Source organism: Streptomyces sp. NPDC051677 (assembly GCF_044453465.1).
Lineage (GTDB): Bacteria > Actinomycetota > Actinomycetes > Streptomycetales > Streptomycetaceae > Streptomyces.
In genome coordinates, this window is the sequence record NZ_JBITCT010000001.1 from 471,322 (window position 1) to 493,121 (window position 21,800).

Below are 21,800 nucleotides of genomic sequence, written 5' to 3' on the forward strand. Positions count from 1 at the left end.
AGACTGCACACAGCAGAGAACTAGAACACGTACTAGTTCCGAAGGGATCCGCACCCATGGCCGCCGAACCCGTGATCGTGGAAGCAGTCCGCACCCCCATCGGCAAGCGCGGCGGCGCGCTGGCCAACCTGCACCCCGCCTATCTCCTGGGCGAGACCTACCGCGAGCTCCTCGGCCGCACCGGCATCCCCGCCGACGCGGTCGAGCAAATCGTCGGCGGCACGGTGACACACGCCGGCGAACAGTCCATGAACCCCGCCCGCACCGCCTGGCTGACGATGGGCCTCCCGTACGAGACGGCGGCGACCACGGTCGACTGCCAGTGCGGCTCGTCGCAACAGGCCAGCCACATGACGGCGAACATGATCGCGGCGGGCGTCATAGACGTCGGCATCAGCTGCGGCGTCGAGGCGATGAGCCGTGTCCCGCTCGGCTCGGGCTCGAAGCACGGCCCCGGAAAACCGTTCCCGGAGGAGTGGAACGTCGACCTCCCGAACCAGTTCGAGGCGGCGGAACGCATCGCGCGCCACCGGGGCCTGACGAGAGCTGAAGTGGACGGGCTCGGCCTGCTCTCCCAGGAACGGGCGGCGGTCGCCTGGTCGGAGGAACGCTTCAAACGCGAGACCTTCGCCGTCCAGGTCCCGACGACGGAGGAAGAACAGACGGCAGGACAGGGCATGTGGCGCCTGGTGGACCGGGACGAGGGCCTCCGCGACACCTCCCTGGAAGCCCTGTCGCGCCTGAAGCCGGTCATGCCGACGGCGATGCACACGGCCGGCAACTCGTCCCAGATCAGCGACGGCGCGGCGGCGATCATGTGGTCGTCGAAGCGGATGGCCAGAGCCCTGAAGCTGAAGCCGAGGGCGAGGATCGTCGCCCAGGCCCTGGTGGGCGCGAACCCGCACTTCCACCTTGACGGCCCGATCGACGCGACGCGCGCGGTCCTCGGCAAGGCGGGGATGACGCTGAAGGACATCGACGTCGTCGAGATCAACGAGGCGTTCGCGTCAGTGGTGTTGAGCTGGTCGAAGGTCTTCGACCAGACCTTGGACAAGGTCAACGTGAACGGCGGCGCAATCGCCCTGGGCCACCCGGTCGGAGCGACGGGGGCCCGCCTGATCACGACGGCCCTTCACGAACTGGAGCGCACGGACAAGGAGTTCGCGCTCGTGACCATGTGCGCGGGCGGCGCACTGGCGACGGGGACGATCATTCAGCGCCTGTAGCCGCCGCCGTCCAGGACAGGAACGTCGAGAACGCGGCGGGCTTGATCGTGAGGATCGGGCCCGCCGGGTTCTTGGAGTCGCGGACGGCGATGGTGGCGGGGGTTTCGGCGATCTCGACACAGTTGCCGCCCTGGTCGCTGCTGTAGCTGGACTTACGCCACTTGTTCTCCATAGCGTTCCTCCATCACGCGCCGGATCAGCTCCGCAGAGTCTTTGAGTGAGAGCGCGGCAGCTTGAAGATGATCGTAACGGAGCGAGCAGTTCTTGACGCTGTCCGGGTTGGCGGTGGGGTGCGCGCTGCCGTAGCCCTCCGTATAAACGATGGCCGGGTCGCTCGCGAAGCGATAGACGTCGAACGAGCCGGTCATTCCCGCGTGGGCCCCGGCCGAGAACGGCAACACCTGGATGTTGATAAGAGGATTGTCCAGGCAGGACAACAGGTGGGTCAGTTGCTCGCGCATGATCTCGGGGCTACCAATCTGCTGGTGCAGAGCAGCCTCACTGAGGACGACCCAGAAGAGCGGCGGCTCGTCCTTCTCGAAGATCCGCTGACGGGCCAGTCGGACGGCGGTGCGGTCGTCGAGGCCTGCCCGGTCGATGACTCCGAGCACGGCTCGCGCGTACGCCCTGGTCTGGAGCAGTCCAGGCACCATGCCCATCTCGAAGCAGTAGATTTCGGTGGCCCGCGCCTGCAGCTCAGCCACCTGCCGGAACCAGGCCGGAAGTTGACTGCGCAGCACAAGCTCGACGAGCCGCGAGAACAACCCACCGGTCCCGAGGGCGGCATCCACCCGCTCACTGAACTCAGGGGTGGGAACCTTCCGGGCGGTCTCAACTTGCCCAACCAGCGACCCGGTGTAGTTGAGGATGTCCCCGAGCTGCCGCTGCGTAAGTCCAGCCGCCTCCCGCAACCGTCGCAGCTCGAACCCGTAGTAGTCGAGCGGCGAAGCACCGGGGTCGAGGACGTTGATGTGGGTCACGAGGAGTCCCCTCTCACGCAAGCACGCGTTGCATTCAGGCTGTAGCCCACAGTAGTTGGACCAGGTCACCCTCGTACCGTGAACGGAAACTTCCCCTCCACGTACGCCTCCCCCACCCCCACCCAGTACCGCATGCCCCTCACAGCCGGCGCCCACTCAGCCCGCCACATCCGCCGAATCGCCCGCAGATTCCTGACGGACTGGAACCTGGAGCCCCTGACGGACACGGTCGAACTGGCGGTAACGGAACTGATCGCCAACGTGGTTCGCCACGTCCCGGACCGCCGCTGCACGCTGCTCCTACTGAGGCAGCCGACGGGAGTCAGGGCCGAGGTAACGGACGCCTACGGCCAACTCCTCCCCACTCCAACAGAGTTGCAGCCGGACTCGGAAGGCGGGCGCGGCCTGTTCCTCCTGGACGCGCTGGTCGACAAGTGGGGCGTGTCACCGGCGCCCGGTGGCGGAAAGACGGTGTGGTTCGAGTGCAGCCCCTACCTGGCCGCAATCCAGCCTCCGAACCAGCTGCACCATAGATCCGGACCTTTTCAGCCTGCCCCTTGTCTCACCGGGATCGGTAGGCGAATTGGTCCGCTGCCACTCATGAACACGCCGTTGAAGCCCCTCAGGAGTACAGGTCGATGCCACCGGAGTATGGAAGATGATCCTCAAACGAGCATGCGGCCACCGCGCAAAAGCCCGCCCCCCACAGCGCATTCATGCATGCGCCGATCGCCCTCACATATGACGTCACTTCAGCGCCGGGCAATGGTTCGCACTCAAGAACGGAGGGCCATCCTATGAAGTCTGAAGAGTCCACCACCCCGCCTTCATAGTCGTTGTGAGCGGCACGCACTGTTAGCACCGAGGACACCAGGACGCCGTAATCTCCGACCCTCCCGACGACACTTGGCGCAACACACTCGAGAAGAGCCTCTCGATTCTCCGAGGCGACATATATAGAGCAATCCATATCAGCTTGCGAAAACGAATCATCGGATTCCAATGAAGGGTCCATTATCGAATGCGCCTCCCATCTTAATAATCGACACGTCGACGTGATCAATTCCATCTCCAAGTATTCCCTGGATCTCATCGCGTAGCCCGCTGAGCTTCGGCCTCGCATCACCCGCCGTGATCTTACCGGTTTCGATTGCCCAGTCTCGGGTGCGCGCCTGCGCAGACCCAGGCTTCACCTTAGCCCAACGCTGCGCCACCAAAGTATCGAAGGTCTGCGGGGTCACCCTGACTGCGATATCCAGATCTGACCGCCCGGTGACATTTCCCGTGACTCGACTACCCTGCACAACTACGTTGGCGTCGATCTTCAGACCCTTCTGGAACACGCGCCCGATTTCGGAAAACTGCGTCCTCGTCACCCCCTCCGGAAGACGAACGAGTTGATTCCAACGCGTCCCCGGCCGAAGCCCAAAGAACCCTATCGATCCACCCGTCATACCCGTCAACATGCCAAACTTGTAAAGCTGATTCCGGGCACCGCAGATCCACTTTGACTCCCCAGAGGGACAAGGCAGATCGGGAATCTCTGATGCGGTCGGCGAGGAACTCGCCGGCGGCGAGCAACTACTGGCCACCGCAAAAATGCACACGCCGTTGGGTGCCTGGTACTGGTACTTCTGCGGCAGCTCATCGAGATCGGGAACTTCGGCGAGGACAATGAAGTTTCCACTGTCACCACCCTCCCCATTGTCGGAGCCGCCGCCACCGTCCGACCCGGAGCCGCTAAGGCTGCTGCCCCCCGTCCCGCACTTCTTCCAGCCGCCGCTGCACTGCGTCCCGTCGGAGTTCCACTTGATGGTGCCGGTCGGGTCGCTGTAAGAGACCGGGTTGTTGCCGGAGTAGCTGTAACCGTTGACGGTTTGGGGGTCGTTCAGGTCGAGGATGGGGTCGACGCTGATGAAGCGGCCGATCGCGGGGTCGTATTCGCGGGCGCCGAGGTGGGTCAGGCCCGTGTCGGCGTCCTTCGTGCCGCCGATGAAGCCCTTGTCGCCGGCCCACGGGCCGACCTGGGCGCCGCGCGGGGTGCCGAAGATGCCTGTCTTGCGGCGGGTGACGGCCTGGGTTGCGTCCGCGGTGACCTGGGTCGTGGTCGTGCCGTGGTGGTCGGCGAGCAGGAAGGTCAGCTTGCCGCCGGTGCGCATGGCGACCGTCTGCGTGCCGGTGCTGTAGTAGCGGGTGCCGGTGGCCTTGCCGGCCTTGTCGACCTGGAGCTCGTTGCCTCCGGGGAGGTAGAGCGTCGTGCCCGTCGAGTCGGTGCGGGTCAGACGCTGGCCGTCGACGTCGTAGGTGTAGCTGGTGGTCTGGCCGTTGCCGGTGACGGACTTGAGGTGGCCCTCGTCGTCCCAGTCCAGGTCCTGGCCGACAGTCGTCGTGCTGCCCTGCTTGAAGGTGCGGGTCTCGGTGTTGCCCGCCGTGTAGGTGTACGTCTCCGTGTGCGGGTCGGTGCCGGTCTGGGTGACGCCCGGCAGGTTGTGCGTGCCCGCGTCCGGCTCGGCGTACGTGCGGACCGTGTCCGCGACAGGCCCGCCCGCCGTCTTGTGCTGGGTTTCCGTCTTGCGGTTGCCGAGCGCGTCGTAGGCGTACGTCGTCCAGTACGGGTCCTGGCCGCTGACCACCGCGTCGGACGGCGCGGCGGCACACGTGCTGCCCGTGTTCGTCCACGCCTCGGTGATGCGGGCGAGCCCGTCCAGGGCGAAGCACTGGGTGTCCGTGGTACGGGCCGCGTCCTGGCCGTAGTTGGTCGCGATCTGGGTGATGTTCCCGGCCGGGTCGTACGTGTAGTGGTTGTCCTCGATGCGTTGGGGGGCCTTGTCCCGGTCGGTGTAGGCGTCGGTCAGCTTGCCGGTGTGATCGTCGTAGACACTCGTGGTCCTCATGTGCTGGCCGAACTCGCCGTACTCGAAGACCGTGTTGCGGCCGTAGTGGTCGTACCTGGTATCCGAGATCAGCGAGTCGCTCTCGGCGTACATGGTCCACAGCAGGCCGCCGCCGTCGTAACTGTAAGTGACGAGCTCGGCAGGCAAACCGCCGAGCGCCGGCTGATCTGTGTCGAGGAGCAGACCGGTGTGCTCCTCGTAGGTGTTGGACCACTCGTAGCTGCCGGCTGGCACGCCGAGGCCGGACGGGATCGTCACCTTGGTTCCGGTCGGCTGGTTGTAGGCGTTGTAGCCTGTGGTCTCGGTGACGTAGGCCTTGCCGTCGATGTAGCGGGTGGCCGAGGCGGGCTGTCCCTTGAAGACGGTGTCGTAGGTCCAGGCCGAAAGCGTGGCCGTGCCCTTCTTGACCGCGGTCCGGCGGCCCAGCGCGTCGTAGTCGGTGTGCAGGGTGATGCCGCGGGCGTCGGTGACGTCGGTGACCCGGTCGCCCTGGTCGTACGCGGTGTGTGACGTGCCTGTGTCCGGGTCGGTGACGTCGGTCTTACGGCCGCGGACGTCGTATGCGTAGGTCCACTTGGCGCCGGAGGCGTCTGCGATCTGGTCGAGGCGCCCGAGTTTGTCGTATCGGTAGCGCATGGACTGCGAAGCCGTGCGGTCGGCGTTCGTGTACTGCTTGACCTCCGCCGTGCGGCCCAGCGCGTCCACCACCGTGGTCGTCGCGACGCCGCCCCTGGGCGGGATCACCGTCGTGGTGTCGCCCGTGTAGCTGGTGACCGTGCGCTTGGTCTCGTCCCCGAACTTCTTGGCGATCACAGTCGTGGGCCGGCCCGCGCCGTCGAAGACGGTCTCGGTGGACGACGGGTACTTGGTGTCCTGTCCGGTCACCAGGACGGCTTCGGGCGCGCCTGTGGCGAAGAAGCTGCCCGAGGTGCGCCAGGCCTCACCGCGCGTGTTGTAGAACGTCTCCGTCACCAGGCGTCCGGCCAGGTCCGGGGAGACCGCCTGCGTCTGGCGGTCTCGCAGAAGGCCGTCGTAGAAGGCGTAGCCGGTCTGGTACCTCGAGTTGTGGTCGAGGTGTTTGGTGGTGACGACGGCCGGGCCGTCGGTGCGGACCTGGTAGGCGTAGGAGTAGTTGGGCGCGTTGGGGAACTGGACTGCCGAGCGGGTCGGCAGCCATACCTTCGTCGTTCGGCCGAGGCCGTCGTAGGCGGTGGACGTGACCAGGCCGTTGATGTCGGTGGCATCGGTCGGCTGGCCGCGCAGCGGATCCAGCTTGGTCGTGGCGGTGTGGCCTCGCGGGTTCGTCACCGTCGTGGCGGTCGGGTTCTCGCCTGTGGCGGGGGTGTACACCGTGGACGTGACCTGGCCGTACGCGTCCGCCGCTGCCAATCCCCGGCCGTACTGGTCGTAGCAGAGCTGGTTCTTGGCCGTGCCGCAGGTGCTGGGGACGGAGCTGGTGGACTCATAGCCCGTGCCGGCGCCGTTGATTCGCTCGGTCCTGGTGACCAGGCCCTTGGTGGGGGCGACCCCGAAGGCAGCGCCGTCGTAGGAGGTGCGGACGTCGTCGATGACGTCCTCAGGGCGGTTGACCGTGGAGTTGCACAGGGCGGCGACGGTCTCGGCGCGGGAAACCGTGTTGAGGATCCAGGCGGTGGTGTTGCGCAGGTATGTCGTGGTGGTGCACTTCTCGTCGCCGACCGTGGTGGCGCTTCCGGTCTTGGCGGTGTCGCCGTGTTCGGAGACCTGGGTGACCATGCCGTAGGCGTCGAAGCCGCGGGTGGTCTTCGTGGTGCGGGTGCCACCGGTGACAGTGGTGCGGGTCTCTTCCGCCGCGGTGCCTGTGTGGTAGGCCTCCAAGGCCGGCAGGTCCGCCTCGCTTCGGCTCCGGGTGGCGACCACGGCCGAGCGCCACGGCGTGTAGGAGGTGGCCGAGACGAGCGCGCCTCCGTCGCCGTTGTACGTCGCGTTCTCGCGGACCGCCCCGGCGAACTGTTCCCTGTCGGTGACGGCGACGCCCGCCGAGTCCTTCACCTCGGCGCCGTCGATGCCCCGGAAGTAGCGGCTCTCGGTCAGGGTTCTGGCGTCCGCGCCGGTGCCCTTGCGGGTCTGCACTCGCTCGTAGCCGCGGGAGACGGAGTAGGTGCGGTCCTTGGACTTGGTGAACTCGTCGGTGCTCTTGGCCCACTTGGCGCCGCCGAGGTAGGTGTACTCGGTGACGGTGTCGGGAGACTCGACGAGGTTGTCGTCCTCGATGACGCGCTTGACCGGGTAGGTGATGAACCAGTCCTTCTTGGCGTCCTCGCCCTCGAAAGGCCACTTGACCTGGTAGCAACGGGTGGTGTTGGTGGCGTCGGCCGCAGGCAGGGTGGTGGCGGTGCAGTCGGGGTCGAGGTAGTCGACGCCGATCGCGCCGCCGGTCTCGGTGCGGATCTTCGACATGCGCAGCCGGACGAACGGGGCCAGGCTGTCGTAGAGCTTGTCGACCCGGTTCGGCTTCTGCACGCCCTCGAAGGTGATGGCAGGCAGGGCGACGGCAGCTCCGGCCTTACCCGTGTGCTGGATCGACTTCAGCCACATCGGGGTGGAGATGCCGTCACCGGAAGGCGGGAAGTTCTGGTCGAGAGTCCAGGTGTCGACGTCCTTGTAGGCACCGCCGGTAAGGATCTTGGTGGTGATGGAGGTCAGGCGCTTCTGGGACCAGAACGTCGGGGAGTACTTGTCCTTGCACTCGGTGGAGCCGTCCTTGCAGTACTGGTCGTAGGGGACGTCCGGCCAGTTGGCGGCGTTGGCGTCGTCGAAGGTGCAGTTCGTCAGGCAACGGGAGGTCACGCCGAACTGGACCTGGCCCGCCGCCTTGCCCGAGTAGACCTTGTCGTCGCGCAGGCCGTAGTCGATGCGCTCCAGCCAGCCGCCGCGCACATACGGGGTGACGGTGGCCTTGCCGGTGGTCTCGGAGACGTTGCGGCCGTAGTTGTTGGACTCCTTGGACCAGTAGTACGCCATCGCGTTGCCGCGCGGGTCGACGACGTAGTCCAGCTGCCAGCGCCAGGCCTGCTGGCACCAGGCGGAGGCGAAGGAGGCGTTGTAGCAGGGCTCGCCGGAGTGGTTGCCGAAGACCGGCGCCGTCCAGGTCGAGTTGGTCACCGGGTCGTCGGCGGCGGTGCCGTTGTCGCTCCAGCCCGGGAGCTTGTTGCGGCCGAAGAAGTACTGGGTGCCGTCGGCCGTGGTGACCTTCCAGTACTCGCCCTTGCCGTCGACGCCGTCCGTGCCGTCATCGCCGTTCGCGGCGCCGGTGAGCTTCTCGATCTTCTCACCGTCGTCCGAGACCGCGTGCCAGCCTTCGTTCTTGTCGTTGACGAGGTCGATGGTCTTGCCGCCCAGGGACATGACGGCGTTGTCGTTGTACCAGCACTGGTCGCCGACCTTCGTGGTGTTGGTGGCGCCGGCCTTGTCCTTGTCGTCCTCACAGGACTTGTAGCGGCGCTCGACGTAGCCGGGCTGCCAGTCCCAGCCGTCGCCGATCCAGGAGGGCTGGTTGTTGGAGGCCGAGGTGCGGCCGTCGACGGCCTTGGAGTCGTAGCCCAGCGACACGTTGGGCTTCAGGCCGCCCGGTACGGCCGGGGTGTCGATCGGGTACGACCAGGAGAACCCGCCGGTCGAACCGCCCGCCGTCCAGGAGCCGGAGGCCTGTAGGGAGGTTGCCTTGTAGTCGCCGCTGGCGCCTGACGCCCCGGCGGTGGCGGCCAGCACCGTCGCCGCGGACAGAGTCGCCGACTTGGTGACCGTAGACGTACTCGTGGACGCACTCGAAGCTGCGGGCAGGGTGGCGTTCGCGGTCAGGGTGCCGGTCTTGGTGTTGTTCGTCGTGGGCAGCGGCTTGCCGATGCGGCAGACAGGCTTGTCCGGGGTGGTCAGCGCGCAGGCGGGCAGTTGCACCATGCGCAGGCGGGACGCCCAGTCGCCGCCGTAGGCACCCCTGAAGGAGTTGTAGTCCACCTGCACAGAGGCGGTGCCCGCGGCAGTGCTGCCGTCCGCGCGAGCCAAGGAGAACAGCATGCCGTCGACGCCGGCCCTGCGGGCGGTCTTCTGATCGGCGAGCGTGACGGTCGCCTTGGCCGGTGGTGTGGCGGTGGACCGTCGGTTGGCGGGAGGCGCCGTCAAGGCAACCGGCAGCGAATCCGCGCTCTTCGCAACGGACTTGGTGGTCGCAGAGCTCAACTGCACGGTGGCGGTGCCGGGTTCCGGCCAGGCGACCTTCGGCGCCTTCCATGGGCGCACGTCGTCGGGCCGATGGTCCGTGCTGCCGACAGCCATCGGCTTCACCGCCACGGTCGGCGGCTGCTTCGGCTCGGGAACGCTGGCTCCCTTACCGGACGATGTCATTGCCACGCTGTTCGCAGGAAGCATTCCCAGTATGAGGGCAGCAGAAATAAGGCCGCCCCATCTACGCGCGCCGTACCGGCTCACGCCCCACCCCTCGTGAAGGTAAACAAAGCCCCCAGAAGGTAACAGGAAGATCGGCCGCGCGAAATAGATTTCCCGCCTTGATGTGCACCGAAACAACTAGAAATCACGACCACCTGACGTCACATTTGAGCTAGATGTGAGTTTTCCATGGATCGGTAAAGTTGCAGTTCAAGCCACTGTGGCAAGTTTTGGCCAGGGCGGCGATTTGCTCACCTCCACATCAAATACACACGTTCTCCATGTTTTCCTGTTGCTGCCGGACCGTGAATCCGTGTGACATACCTGGACGCGCCACCGATAGAGTTGCGCGAAATCAGGGCGCAGGGATTGGGGATTTGAGTCGTGTCCAGAGAACACGAGGGTGGGGCAATTTTCCGAAGGCGTAGATTCCGCTTGCTGACCGGAATCCTGACCGCCGGTCTTCTGGTGCCGATATTGCCTGCCAATGCGTCCGCAGCTGCACCGGAGCAGCCCTCCAAGGCGCTCACCGCAGCGTCCGACCCGGTCGCCGACGGCTCGATGACCGAGGAGGACAAAGCCCTCGCCGATGCGCAGGCCTCCGGCCGGCCGGTCGAAGTGGTCTCCGCCCGCACCGAGTCGAGTGACACGTGGGCCAAGCCGGACGGTTCGGTGTCGGTTCAGCAGTACGGCAGTGCCGTGCGGGTATTGCGGAACGGGGCATGGGTCGGGACCGACGCCACACTGGTCTTCGCCTCCGACGGTTCCGTGGTGCCCAAGGCTGCCGCGGTCTCCGTCCGGTTCTCGGGCGGTGGCACCGGCCCCATGCTCACCGGGAACCGTGACGGCCGCACTCTGTCGCTGACCTGGCCCAAGGCGTTGCCCAAGCCCACGCTGGCAGGGAACGTCGCCACCTATGCGGAGGTCCTGCACGGCGTCGATCTGCAGCTGAAGGCGGAGGTCGAGGGGTTCTCCCAGCTGCTGGTGGTCAAGAACGCCGAGGCCGCCAAGAACCCGGAGCTGGCCCAACTCCAGTTCACCATCGGCACGGTGGGCCTCGGAGTATCCAAGGACAGCGAGACCGGGGCACTTGAGGCGACCGACCCGGCGGGGCAGACCGTGTTCACCAGCCCCACCCCCATGATGTGGGACTCCAGCCGGCCCACCACCTCCCAGGCCAAGCAGCTGCTCTCCTCCGTCACCGTGACTGCGTCCACCACACAGGCCGCCTTCGACCCCGGCGCCGGGGCCAAGGACGCGGCCATGGCCACCGCCGTGAGTGGCGACACGCTGACGATCACCCCGGAGCAGGGGCTACTGACCGGCGCCAGCACCACCTACCCGGTCTACATCGACCCCACCTGGTCCAGCAACGTCCGTACCCACTGGACGAGGGTCTACCAGGCCTACCCCGACACGTCGTTCTGGGATGCCAAGGAGGTGGTACGCGTCGGCTACGAGGCCGAGACCGGTGGCCAGGACCGGGTATCGCGCTCCTTCTTCCAGATGGACACCAGCGCTGCTCAAGGGGCGCAGGTCAAGTCCGCGACCTTCCGGATCCGCAACACCTGGTCCTGGTCCTGCCAGGCCCGCGAGGTCCGGTTGTTCGAGGTCGGCGGCATCTCCGACAAGACCACGTGGAAGAACCAGCCCGGCAAGACCAACTCGGTGCCGCTGGACACCGTCAACGCCGCGAAGGGCTGGAGCAGTGACTGCCCGGCCGGCAACCTGGAGTTCAACGCCACCGGCGTGGTCCGCAAGGCGGCTGCCAACGACGCCGCTAACGTCACCCTGGGCATGTACGCCGCCGACGAGACCGACACCTTCGGCTGGAAGAAGTTCGACCCCAAGACCGCGGTCCTGGAGATCGTCTACAACAACCCGCCCAAGACCCCGACCGAACTGGGCACCTATCCGAGTACCAGTTGCACCGCGGGCGGCACCATCGGCAACACCTCGGTCAGCCTGCACGCGAAGGTCGACGACCCCGACCCCGGAAACCTGACCGCCGAGTTCCAGCTCTTCGCGGCCGGTTCAACCACCCCTGTCTACCAAAGCAGCGTCCCGGCGGTGCGCGGACGCGTCCCCACCGTCGTACTGCCTGCGGACAAGACCCCGAGCGGGACGTACACCTGGAAGGTCCGGGCCAAGGACTCGGACGGCGCGTTGTCGCCGTACAGCAAGACCTGCACGTTCACTCTCGACCGCGTCCGTCCCAGCAAGCCGCCCGTCATCACCTCCCAGGACAACAAGTACCCCTCAGGAGACAAGGGCTGGCCGGAGCTGACCGGTCCGGCCCGTGCCACCGCACGCTTCCAGCTCGCCCCCAACGGCGTGAGGGACGTGAAGGCCTACTTCTGGTGGACGGACACCAAGCCCGATCTCGAGGACGTACCGCCGGACGCCGCCTGGGCGCAGTTCACGGTTCCTTCCTACGGCCCGCACCTGGTGTACGCATACAGCGTGGACTCGGCCGGCAACCGCTCCGACACCGCCGTCTACCTGTACTACGCCACGCGCGCCACGGACCGCGACGAGCCCGGTGACCTGAACGGAGACAAGTTCAAGGACATCTGGAGCACCGACGCGAACGGCACTCTCCTCACCCACGCCGGCCAGGAGGGCGGCCACTTCTACGCCGCCACCAACGCAGGCGGCACCTTCCCCGGCCGACAGGTCGGTCTCTCCGGCGACTGGGGCCACGACGGCTACAACGACCTCGTCTCCCTGGAACACGAGGACAGCAACCAGAGGAACAAGCTGCGCGTCTATTCCAACAACGGCCAGGGAAGCATTGACCGGGACGAACCGCAGACGCTGCGAGTGAGCTCAGGCAGCGACGATCACTGGTACAACGCCGAGCAGGTCATCGCAGGCGGCGATGTCAACGGCGACGACCGCCCAGACATCCTGGTCAGGCAGGGCGGAAACCTCTGGGTCTACTTCGGCAACCGCACGGATCGTCTCGACCGGGTGGAACTCCACCCGCCCCTCGCCGGCGGAGCCGACTGGACCAAGTTCACCGTGGTCGCCCCCGGTGACCTGAACGCCGACACCGTCCCCGACCTGATCCTCCGCGAGGACGCCACCGGCAAGGTCTTCCGCTCCTACGGAACGAAAAATCCGGACACCGGCAAGCTCAACCTCGCCACCTGGGGAGCCAACCCCACCCAGATCGCCACCGGCTTCAAAAAGGCCGACTACCCCACCCTCGGCACCTCCGGTGACCTCACCGGCGACGGCGTTCTCGATCTCTGGACCCGTAAGGCCGACAACACGATGACCGGCTGGCCCGGCAAGGCCGCCAACGGTCAGCTCACGGGCCTCGGCACCGCCTTCAGCATCGACGGCATCACCGGCGGCGTCCGTCTCGTGCCCGGCACCGCGCTCGCCTCCGGCCAGTCCATCACGTCCAACTCCGCCACCCTGACCATGAAGGGCGACGGCAATCTCACGGTCACGTCCAAGGCGGGGACCGTCGTCTGGTCGTCCAAGACCTCGGGCAACCCGGACGCCACCACCCGCGTGGAAGCCAACGGCAACCTCACCGTCTACAGCAAAGACGGCACAACCAAGCTGTGGACCACCGGACTGACCGCGGACACCACCCCCAACCTGACCGGCGAGGGCTACGTCCTGCTCCAGGACAAGGGCAACCTGGTCGTCTACAACGCGAAGAGCCAGGCCCTGTGGTCCAACGGCTCCGGGGTGCGTCACGACTACGACGGCGACGGCCGCAGCGACCTGGCCTGGTGGAACGACTTCGACGCCGGCACCGACGCCGCCTACAGCCTGCTGACCAATTCCGACGGCACCTTCAAGGAGCCGCTCAAGTCATACGCGGCAGCGGCCGGCGTGTACGACGCCAGGTACATGAAGTTCGTGACCGGCGACTTCAACGGCGACGGACGCGGCGACCTCGCGGCCCTGCACCCGCAGAGCGACACCAGCATCAGGATGCTGACCTTCCTCGGGCAGGCGGGCGGCGGCTTCGCCGCGCCGTTCTCCTCGTGGAAGGTCGGGCCCAACGTCATGCACGGCACCTACATGACCCCGGAGGCCGGCGACTTCAACGGCGACGGCCGGGACGACGTCGCGATCTGGTACGCCTATCCCGACGGCACCACCAAGCTGTTCACCCTCACCGCCGACGTCCGCGGCGGCTTCAACAACCACTTCGAGTCCTGGTCGGCGCCCTCGGGCACCTGGCTGCGCAGCCGCTGCAAGTTCACCACCGGCGACTTCAACGCGGACGGCCGCGACGACATCGCCGTCTTCTACGGCCAGGGCGACGACACGATCCGCACGCACACGTTCCTCGCCAACGTCACGGGAGGCTTCGAGAAGCCGACGTCCTGGTGGTACACGTCTTCCCTCGACTGGGACCAGGCCACCCCGCACGCCGGTGACTTCCGCGGCGACGGCCGCGACGACATCATGATCTGGTACGACTACGCCGACGGCAGCGACAAGGTCTCCACCATGTTCGCCGAGTCCATCAAGGGCGCAGACCAGTTCGGCTCGGCGAAGGTCACCCTTGACGGAAAGAAGAGCTGGGACATCAATGCGACCCAGCTCGCCACCGGTGACTTCAACGGCGACGGATACGACGATCTGGCCGCCCTGCGCAAGCAGGACTCCAGCGTCCAGACCTGGACGTGGAACTGGTCCGCCGCGGACTCGACCTTCAAGGGCGGCCTCGCCGGCTGGACCGCTCCCACCGGCACCTATCCCTACGAGCCCATGAAGCTCGTCACCCCCTACAACTGACGTCAACGCGGCAAAGCGGGGCGGGGCATGCGGTCCGTCCGTGTGCCCCGTACGCTCTTCCCTCGATGACCTCCATACCCGCCCCCGGCCGCGACCGGCTGCCCTCGCTGACCGGGCTGCGTTTCTGGGCGGCGCTGCTTGTCGTGCTGTATCACCTGTCGCGACAGGTGGGGACCGTGCCGGGGGTCAGTGACGCTGTCTGGTACGGGCGTAGTGGGGTCACGTTCTTCTTCGTGCTGTCGGGCGTCGTTCTCGCCTGGACCTACGACGGCGCCGGCGTCCCCGCCCGGGTGTTCCTGTGGCGGCGGTTCGCCCGGATCTGGCCGATGCTTGCCGTCAGCGTCGCGGGGTCCGTCGCCGTCTGGGCGGTGATGGATCGCGCCGTGTCCCTGAAGGCCGTCGTCGCGACGTTGCTGCTGGTGCATGCGTGGTTTCCGGAGCCGGTCATCTTCACCGGCGGCAATCCGGCCGCCTGGTCGCTCAGTGATGAGGCCTTCTTCTATCTGGCCTTCCCGGTGCTGCTGGCGCTGCTCGCCGGGCGGCGGGCCAGGGTCTGGGGCTGGACGGCCGTCGCCGTCAGCTGTGCCGCTCTCGTGCTGTGGCCTGCCCTGTCCGGCCTGTCGGCCACTCACCGGACCTGGGCCCTCGACTACCTGCCACTGCCCCGGTTCCTGCAGTTCGTGCTCGGGGTGGTCGCCGGGCTCGCGCTCAAGCGCGGGTGGCGGCCTCCGGTGTCGCTGCCCATCGCCATCGGGCTTCTCGTCGGCTGGCACCTCGTCCTGATTCCCTGGTCGAACCGGGTGCCGGACGCCCTCTGGTACAGCCCTTACTCCGCCTCGCAGTTGCTCTCCGCGCCCCTCTTCGCGGCTCTGATCTGCGCCGCCGCCCGCGCCGACCTGGACGGCAGGCGGACCGGGCTGGGCGGGGCCTGGATGATCAGGCTGGGACACTGGTCGTTCGCCTGGTATCTCATCCATGAGGTGGTGATCCGCGCGGCCGTCTTCCAGTGGGGCAAGCCCGGCCCCGGCAGTGGCAGCGGCGAGACGCTCGTGTTCTGGGCGGGCGTGGTGGTCGTCAGTCTCACCCTCGCGGCGCTGGCGTATCAGTGGGTGGAGCGGCCTGCGGAGCGGTGGCTGCGAGGCCGGGTGGGCCGGCCGTCGGCCGTTCACGCGGCCAGTGGCGCGCAACCGTCAGCGCGACGGCCGCGATCAGGCTCCCCACGGTGATGAGCGCCAGACAGACCAGCGTGGGATTGATCCAGAACGGCACGAGGTCGTACGACGCGTTGCACTTGTTGTGCAGGGGGAACGCACGCGACGGCTCACGCCAGTGCTCGGTGCGGTAGGCGTCGTCGTAGACCTGGCCTTTCATGAGTTCGCAGGTCTCCTCCGGGTCCAGGCCGCCGGAGAACGCTCCCCAGAGCCAGACCAAGGGGATCCCGGCGCAGGACAGCACGGAGAGCAGAAGCCAGAAAAAGGGCTTGTGCCTCTTGTGACCCATGACAACGTCCCCCGCCCGTACTCCGATCTCGCTCTCGTCCCAACTCCCGAGAGTTAGCCCTGGTTCCGGGAGAAGGGTGTCCCGTACGCCTGATGCATCGGTGCGGCTCGCCAGCGCTCAAGAGGCCAGTACGCCCCCGAAGAGGGGGAGATTGCGGATCACGGCCCACAGGACGACCACGACAGGCACTGCACGGGCCGCCCACACGGGGAGAACCCATGCTGCGGGCGCGCCGGTGACGGCGCGCAGCCAGACCACGACGCCGAACGGCAGGAAAACGACCAGGAGTGCGTTGTGGTCCACCGCCGCCAGCGCATGGCCGTGGGTGAGTTCGTGCAGCGCACGAAGGCTCCCGCAGCCCGGGCAGTCCAGCCCTGTGAGGGCCCGAAACGGGCAGGTGGGGAAACGGCCAGGGCGCGTGGGATCGAACAACGCCGCGGCGAGGGCGACCACGGCCAGAAGGCCGCCGCCGAGCCATGCTTCGCGGGCGCGGTGACGGCGCGGTGAGGTCATGGCACAGGCACGTATGCGTTGGATGTGTCCGACGCACTTGCGGCGATGATCACGATCAACCAGAACACGACACCGATCCCCACGCTCACGAGGATGAGGATGCGTGCCTTCCGTGATGCTTCGACGGCTCCCGGGTAGTCGCCCGCGGCGGACTTGGCCGAGACCTGTGAGGCGAAGACGATGGCTGCGATCCCGGTCGGCAGGAAGCAGAGGAGGGTGACGAGGATAGCCGGCGTCATATACGAGTTGGGCGGCGGCCTTTGTGGCGAGTGTTGCGGCCCCCAGTGGTCCTGGCTGACGTTCTGGGACCACTTCGGCTGCTGAGGGGGAGTTTGGAAGGACGGCTGCCCCAGCGGATCCGGCCCCCAGGAGTCACCGCCCGACGTCCCTTGATGCTTGTCTGCCATGGCTGACTGCTCCTCTCCGGATCCGCGATCTCAGCTGGGGACCCACATGGTGTGCCGCGAGTCCCAGGTCCAGTTCCCCTCGCGGGCGTCCAGACCTACGGCCTGTTCGTACGCCCCCTCCGGAATGTCTCTGGTGAACGTGACCCGACCGCCTGTCGACATCTCGAAGACCACGCTCTGCGGTGCTGATGTCCCGTCTGCAGGCGGATTCAGCAGTCGGTCCGTGAACGCCTTCAGTCCCCTGTGGGCGTCTTCGGCGAGCTTCTGGAAGATGGTTCGCAGGAAAGGCTCCGCGACGGCCGTCGTGACGAGCACCAGCACCATGTCGGCTGCTCCCCTTCTGGGGGGTAGCAGCATGCACGTGGTCTCGATTCCGGCGACGCGCAGAAGGTCCTGCCCCTCCTCGGCCGGGCTTGAGGGCAGAGACGAGGGCCAGAGGATCTCGACCTCGGGGTGTGTCATGGAGCGACTCCCTATTCGACCATCCAGTCGGGCAGTTCCCAGCGCTCGACCTTGCCCATACGGGTGGCGGTCACGAGTCCCTCGTCGTCTTCGAGGAACGCAAGCCCCACAGGCCGGTTTGCGAGCTTCACAACGGGTGAGGCCGTTCCGGTGTGCACGTTCCGGACGGTCACTTTGCCTCGCTGATGAGCCATCGCGACCGCGGGACCTTCGGCGGCGAACGCCAGTTGGTATGCGGGGCGCCCGGGTCGCGTGCGCCAGAGAAGGTCGCCTTCCCAGGTCCACAGACGCACCCGGCCGTCCAGGCAGCCCGTGGCCAGAAGACCGTCCGTGACGGCGAGAGAGACAACGGGCTGGGGATGCGGCCATTGCATGACGGGCTGCCCCCGTACGTTCAGCTGTCGTATCCGGCCGTCTCCGCAGGCCACCACTATGTGTCGATCACCTGGGGCGAAGCTGACGGGCCCGAGCGGGGCGTTCTGGCCTGCAGCCCAAAGTGCCGCCTCTTTCCGCGAACAGACGGCGAGGTCGCGTACACGGCCGCCGTACGCGTCGTAGACATGGAGGTGATGTCCCGCGGTGAGCGCGAGCCAGTGGCCGTCCGAGCTGAAGGCGAGGCTGTCGCCCTGTCCTTCGGCGGTCATGACGCGAACGGGCGTCTCGGTCTTCAGATCCCAGATGACGACAGTGCCGTCCTGGTGCCGGCTTGCGATGTGCCGTCGCCACGGACTCCAGGCAAGTCGCACGGGCTTCTCGCGCTGCACCGGGGAGCAGTGGGCGACCAGTTCCCCCTTCGCTCCTTCGATGACCCTGATCACTCCGTCCTCGCAGGCCGCGGCCACCAGGTTGCCAGGCCCCAGCGCCACGTGCCCGCAGCGGCCGACGTCGGCAAGTACGGCGGTCCCCTCGGGCGGCTGCCGCAGTGGTCCGGGCGTGGACGACGGCCCGGTCTGCTGCTTCCCTCTTACCAGCGACACTTTGGGTGCGAAGATCTGGGCCGTATCAGATGCGAGGAACAGCACCGGGGTGGCCCATTCCAAGGTGCCCAGCCGCACCTTCACATCGTCACGGGCTGAAGTCACCGCGCGGTCCACCGGAACTCCTTCGGCGATCCGCTCGTAGAAGGAGGAGGCAAAGGTGAAAGCTGCGCGGTCGGTGATCTCGTACTGCATCGCGACCACGGCAGGCACCCCCGCTGTCACAAGAGCTGCAGCAGTGCTCGTGAAGGCGTTCTCCGGTCCGCTCACCGCCGACTCGCAGGCGTTCAGCATGACGAGACGCAGTTGCGAGGTGCTATGCACGAGCCTCCGGAAATCTCTCGCGTGGAGTCGCATCGCCGACCCGTCGTCACCGGAGAGCTGGATGTATCCTTCGGCACCCACCTCGTCGAATCCGCCATGGCAGACGCAGTGGAGGACGTGCCATGTGCCGGTTTCCAGCGCTCTCCTGAGGTCCTGCCAGCGGTCTCCCGACAGCCAGTGAAAATCCACCTTCTCCGAGCTGTCCTGCCGCAGAATCTGCGCGATCTGCTCTCTCTCCTGTTGCGCTTCCAACGGGGGGAGGTCCGTCGGAAGCGCCGAAATACCAAGCACCCGGAGCGGGAGATCAAGCGGCGCCGGGGTGATCGGGTTCATGAGTCGAAGGTCTCGCACGACCGGCACGTGAAGGGCAAGATAGTCGTCGTACGCCGGATCGATCATATACTCCCAGGGAATACGAACCACCTGAGGGCCGTCCGTCCGCAACAATACTCTTAGCGATTTACCCTGCTCTTCGGCGCGGGTTCTGCACCGATCGAACTGGGTGAATATCTTGTCCCGCAGGATTGTTCTGGCGAGGAGATTCCCGAATTCCCTTACAGACTTCTCCGGCGCTGACGCACCGCGCACGATGTTCATGCTGTAAGACTTGGCCAGGGATTTTTCCACCCGATACAAGGCAGATTGCAGTTCACTTTTCGAACAAGGTGGAGGTACCCTCATGCTCGCTTCACCGAACTCGGACGAGCACTGAACGATCCACTCGGTATCGGTTTCAATAATTTCGACCCGAAACGGCAGACCTTCCATTCCCGCCACCTCCGACCCCCACAACTCCAGTGGACACCCAATACCTCAGGGCGTCCACTCGGCACAGGAGAAACGGAATCAACTCGGTGCCGGTTCCTTCTTCGCCGGTACCGATTCGGTGCTCGCCTTCGCAGCCGTCGCCGTCGCGAACCGTGCCCTCGGGCCCATCAGCAGGTACGACAAGCCGAAGCCGCCGCCCACCACCGCCGCGCCGCCGACCGCGTCGAGGACCCAGTGGTTGCCGGTGGCCACGATCGCCGAGACCGTGAACAAGGGATGGAGCAGGCCCAGGGCCTTCATCCACCACTTCGGGGCGACGATCGCGATGACCAGGCCGCACCACAGGGACCAGCCGAAGTGCAGCGACGGCATCGCCGCGTACTGGTTCGTCAACGCGGTGAGTGTGCCGTAGTCCGGCTTGGAGAAGTCCTGGACGCCGTGGACGGTGTCGATGACGCCCAGGTTCGGCATCAGGCGGGGCGGGGCCAGCGGGTAGAGCCAGAAGCCGACGAGGGCCAGCAGGGTCGCGAAGCCGAGCGACGAGCGGGCCCAGCGGTAGTCGACCGGGCGGCGCCAGTACAGGACGGCGAGGACCGACAGCGGCACCACGAAGTGGAAGGACTCGTAGTAGAAGTCGAAGAAGTCGCGCAGCCAGTCGACCTTGACGACCGCGTGGTTGGCCCAGTGCTCGATGTCGATGTGCAGGAAGCGCTCGATGTCGAGGACCTGCTGTCCGTGAGCCTCCGCCCGGGCCCGTCCGCCGGAGTTCGTGCCGCCCGTCGCCGCCAGCCGGACCTGCTGGTACGCCGCGTACGTCACCCGCATGAGCAGCAGTTCCAGGAGCAGGTTCGGGCGGGTCAGGACACGCTTCATGAACGGGAGCAGCGGGACGTGCTTCCAGCGCGTCGGGACCGGGGCCGCGTACGCCGTGGGGATCGGGGTCCGGTAGTGCGGGGACGTGCGCGGGATGAAGGGGATGACCGTCGCGGCGGCGAGCGCGGCCAGCAGGACAGCGTTGTCGCGCAGGGGGTACAGGGTCGCCATGTTCGGCAGCAGCATCTTCGCCGGGAGGGTCATCACGAGGATGACCGCCACCGGCCAGACGTAGCGGTCGGAGGCGCGCTTGCCGACCCTGCCGACCACCGCCAGCAGCACCCACAGGAGCTGGTGCTGCCAGGATGCCGGGGAGACGACGATCGCCGCGCAGCCGGTCAGGGCCACCGCCAGCAGCAGCTGGCCGTCGCGGGCGTAGCGGACGGCGCGGCGGATGCCGAGGACGGCCACGGCCGCGCCCAGCGACAGGAACAGGCCGATCTCCAGCGGGCCGGCGACGCCGAGGCGGAGCAGCGCGCCGTGCAGGGACTGGTTGGCCAGCGCGTCCGCCTCGCCGCCGAGGCCGACGCCCGCCATGTGGTGCACCCAGTAGGTGTACGAGTCGTGCGGCATCGCCGCCCAGGCGAGCGCCGTGCCTGCGGCGAAGGCGGCGCCGGTGGCGGCCGCGGCGCGACGGCGGCCGGTGAACCAGAGGAGGGCGGCGAAGAGCAGGACCGTGGGCTGGAGGGCCGCGGCCACGCCGATCAGGGCGCCGGCGGCCCGCCAGTCCCGGGCGACGAAGCAGCCTAGGAGGACGAGGAGGACGGGGATGATGCTGGTCTGGCCGAGCCAGAGGGCGTTGCGCACCGGCAGCGACAGCATCAGCAGGCTGCTGGCGACGGGCGCGGCCAGCAGGGCCGTCCGTCTGTTGACCGGCTGGGGCAGGGCGCGGGCGACGACCAGGCCGAGGGCGGCGACCAGCAGCAGGGTGCCGAAGGTCCAGCCCCAGCCGAGGGCCTGTTCGGCCGCCCGGGTGAGGGGCTTGAGGACGAGTCCGCCGAAGGGGGTGCCCGTGAAGCGGGTGGAGTCGTAGAGCGAACCTTTGACGTGGAGCACGCCGTCGGGGCCGACCCAGGTCTCCAGGTCCGTGAGTCTCTCTCCGCGCGGGGTGCCGAGGACGACGGCCACCTGGCGTATGGCCAGGACCGCCGCCACCAGCCAGAGGCCGAGGCGGGCCGCGCGCAGCCGCGCTCTCGTCGTGTCGACCGCCGTCGCCCCGAAGGCTTCCGTCGGCCGCCCGCTGTGCTCCGCATTCGCCACGCCTGGTCGGCCTCCGCCCCGTTCATCCCACGCGTTCCGTGCGCGGGGGTCCTAAGCGCACCTTATGAGGAGCCGTGGCTCCCCCGGACAGAGACGCAGGCCACCCCTACTTCACCTGACGTCCGCTCTCCTTTTGTCCGGAAGACGATAGTGCTCCCGCGGAGGGGCCGCCTCCGCGGGGTCGGCTCGATGGCTGGATCAGGACGGCAGGTGTGCGGCAGGCGTGCGGCCGGTGACAGCCCGTCGCGCCCCGTTGCGCAGCGGCTCTCGCCCCCGTGCGCCGAACGGCTGAATTCCGGGGGCGGGGGGCCGGGGCGCGCGGCGGGAGGGAAAACCGTGCGCGGCGAGTGGCGTTGACCTGTTCTAGTTAGCATTCCTAACGAGACACGCCGACCATATGTCAGGCACACGATCAGGCACA

Annotated in this window: 12 protein-coding genes; 4 read left to right on the forward strand and 8 right to left on the reverse strand. The window is 67.1% G+C overall.

Annotated elements, in window-relative coordinates; all coding sequences use genetic code 11:
* Positions 1–56 precede the first annotated feature (56 nt).
* The gene (locus tag ACIBAF_RS02070) at positions 57–1,226 is read left to right on the forward strand and encodes a steroid 3-ketoacyl-CoA thiolase (RefSeq protein ID WP_399461144.1); all 1,170 of its coding nucleotides are present in this window, start codon (positions 57–59) and stop codon (positions 1,224–1,226) included.
* On the opposite strand, the gene ACIBAF_RS02075 is transcribed toward ACIBAF_RS02070, so the two are convergent.
* Positions 1,210–1,398, reverse strand: a complete 189-nt coding sequence (locus tag ACIBAF_RS02075) for a DUF397 domain-containing protein (RefSeq protein ID WP_399461145.1) — start codon at positions 1,396–1,398, stop codon at positions 1,210–1,212. The genes ACIBAF_RS02070 and ACIBAF_RS02075 overlap by 17 nt on opposite strands.
* Positions 1,379–2,206, reverse strand: coding sequence for a helix-turn-helix domain-containing protein (locus tag ACIBAF_RS02080; RefSeq protein WP_399461146.1), 828 nt, complete (start codon positions 2,204–2,206; stop codon positions 1,379–1,381). The genes ACIBAF_RS02075 and ACIBAF_RS02080 overlap by 20 nt, the downstream gene beginning before the upstream one ends.
* Positions 2,207–2,338: 132 nt before the next feature.
* Here ACIBAF_RS02080 and ACIBAF_RS02085 point away from each other — a divergent pair, with 132 nt between their 5' ends.
* Positions 2,339–3,007 carry an ATP-binding protein gene (locus ACIBAF_RS02085; protein WP_399461147.1) on the forward strand — a complete coding sequence of 223 codons (669 nt, stop codon included), beginning with the start codon at positions 2,339–2,341 and terminating at the stop codon, positions 3,005–3,007.
* Positions 3,008–3,195: 188 nt separating this feature from the next.
* Here ACIBAF_RS02085 and ACIBAF_RS02090 read toward each other — a convergent pair whose 3' ends face one another.
* Positions 3,196–9,483: an RHS repeat-associated core domain-containing protein gene (locus ACIBAF_RS02090; protein WP_399461148.1), complete on the reverse strand. Its 6,288-nt coding sequence runs from the start codon at positions 9,481–9,483 to the stop codon at positions 3,196–3,198.
* 519 nt (positions 9,484–10,002) lie between these two features.
* On the opposite strand from ACIBAF_RS02090, the gene ACIBAF_RS02095 reads away from it, so the two are divergent.
* Both ACIBAF_RS02095 and ACIBAF_RS02100 read left to right on the forward strand, forming a co-directional pair.
* The gene (locus ACIBAF_RS02095) at positions 10,003–14,295 is read left to right on the forward strand and encodes an FG-GAP-like repeat-containing protein (RefSeq protein WP_399461149.1); all 4,293 of its coding nucleotides are present in this window, start codon (positions 10,003–10,005) and stop codon (positions 14,293–14,295) included.
* A 65-nt stretch (positions 14,296–14,360) separates the two neighbouring features.
* A complete protein-coding gene (locus ACIBAF_RS02100) occupies positions 14,361–15,521 on the forward strand; it encodes an acyltransferase family protein (RefSeq protein WP_399461150.1) in 1,161 nt (386 codons plus the stop codon).
* Positions 15,522–15,912: 391 nt separating this feature from the next.
* Here the strand turns inward: ACIBAF_RS02100 and ACIBAF_RS02105 are convergent, their stop codons facing one another.
* The 5 genes from ACIBAF_RS02105 to ACIBAF_RS02125 form a co-directional block, all read right to left on the reverse strand.
* Positions 15,913–16,308, reverse strand: a complete 396-nt coding sequence (locus ACIBAF_RS02105) for a DUF2752 domain-containing protein (protein WP_399461151.1) — start codon at positions 16,306–16,308, stop codon at positions 15,913–15,915.
* The gene (locus ACIBAF_RS02110; RefSeq protein WP_399461152.1) at positions 16,305–16,715 is read right to left on the reverse strand and encodes a CD225/dispanin family protein; all 411 of its coding nucleotides are present in this window, start codon (positions 16,713–16,715) and stop codon (positions 16,305–16,307) included. Before ACIBAF_RS02110 ends, ACIBAF_RS02105 begins: the two co-directional genes overlap by 4 nt.
* Before the next feature lie 30 nt (positions 16,716–16,745).
* The gene (locus ACIBAF_RS02115; protein ID WP_399461153.1) at positions 16,746–17,177 is read right to left on the reverse strand and encodes a hypothetical protein; all 432 of its coding nucleotides are present in this window, start codon (positions 17,175–17,177) and stop codon (positions 16,746–16,748) included.
* 11 nt (positions 17,178–17,188) lie between these two features.
* Complete coding sequence (locus ACIBAF_RS02120) at positions 17,189–19,246, reverse strand: CHAT domain-containing protein (RefSeq protein ID WP_399461154.1); 2,058 nt, start codon at positions 19,244–19,246, stop codon at positions 17,189–17,191.
* 78 nt (positions 19,247–19,324) lie between these two features.
* On the reverse strand, positions 19,325–21,379 hold the full coding sequence (locus tag ACIBAF_RS02125) for a phosphatase PAP2 family protein (RefSeq protein WP_399461155.1): 2,055 nt from the start codon (positions 21,377–21,379) through the stop codon (positions 19,325–19,327).
* Positions 21,380–21,800: the final 421 nt, after the last annotated feature.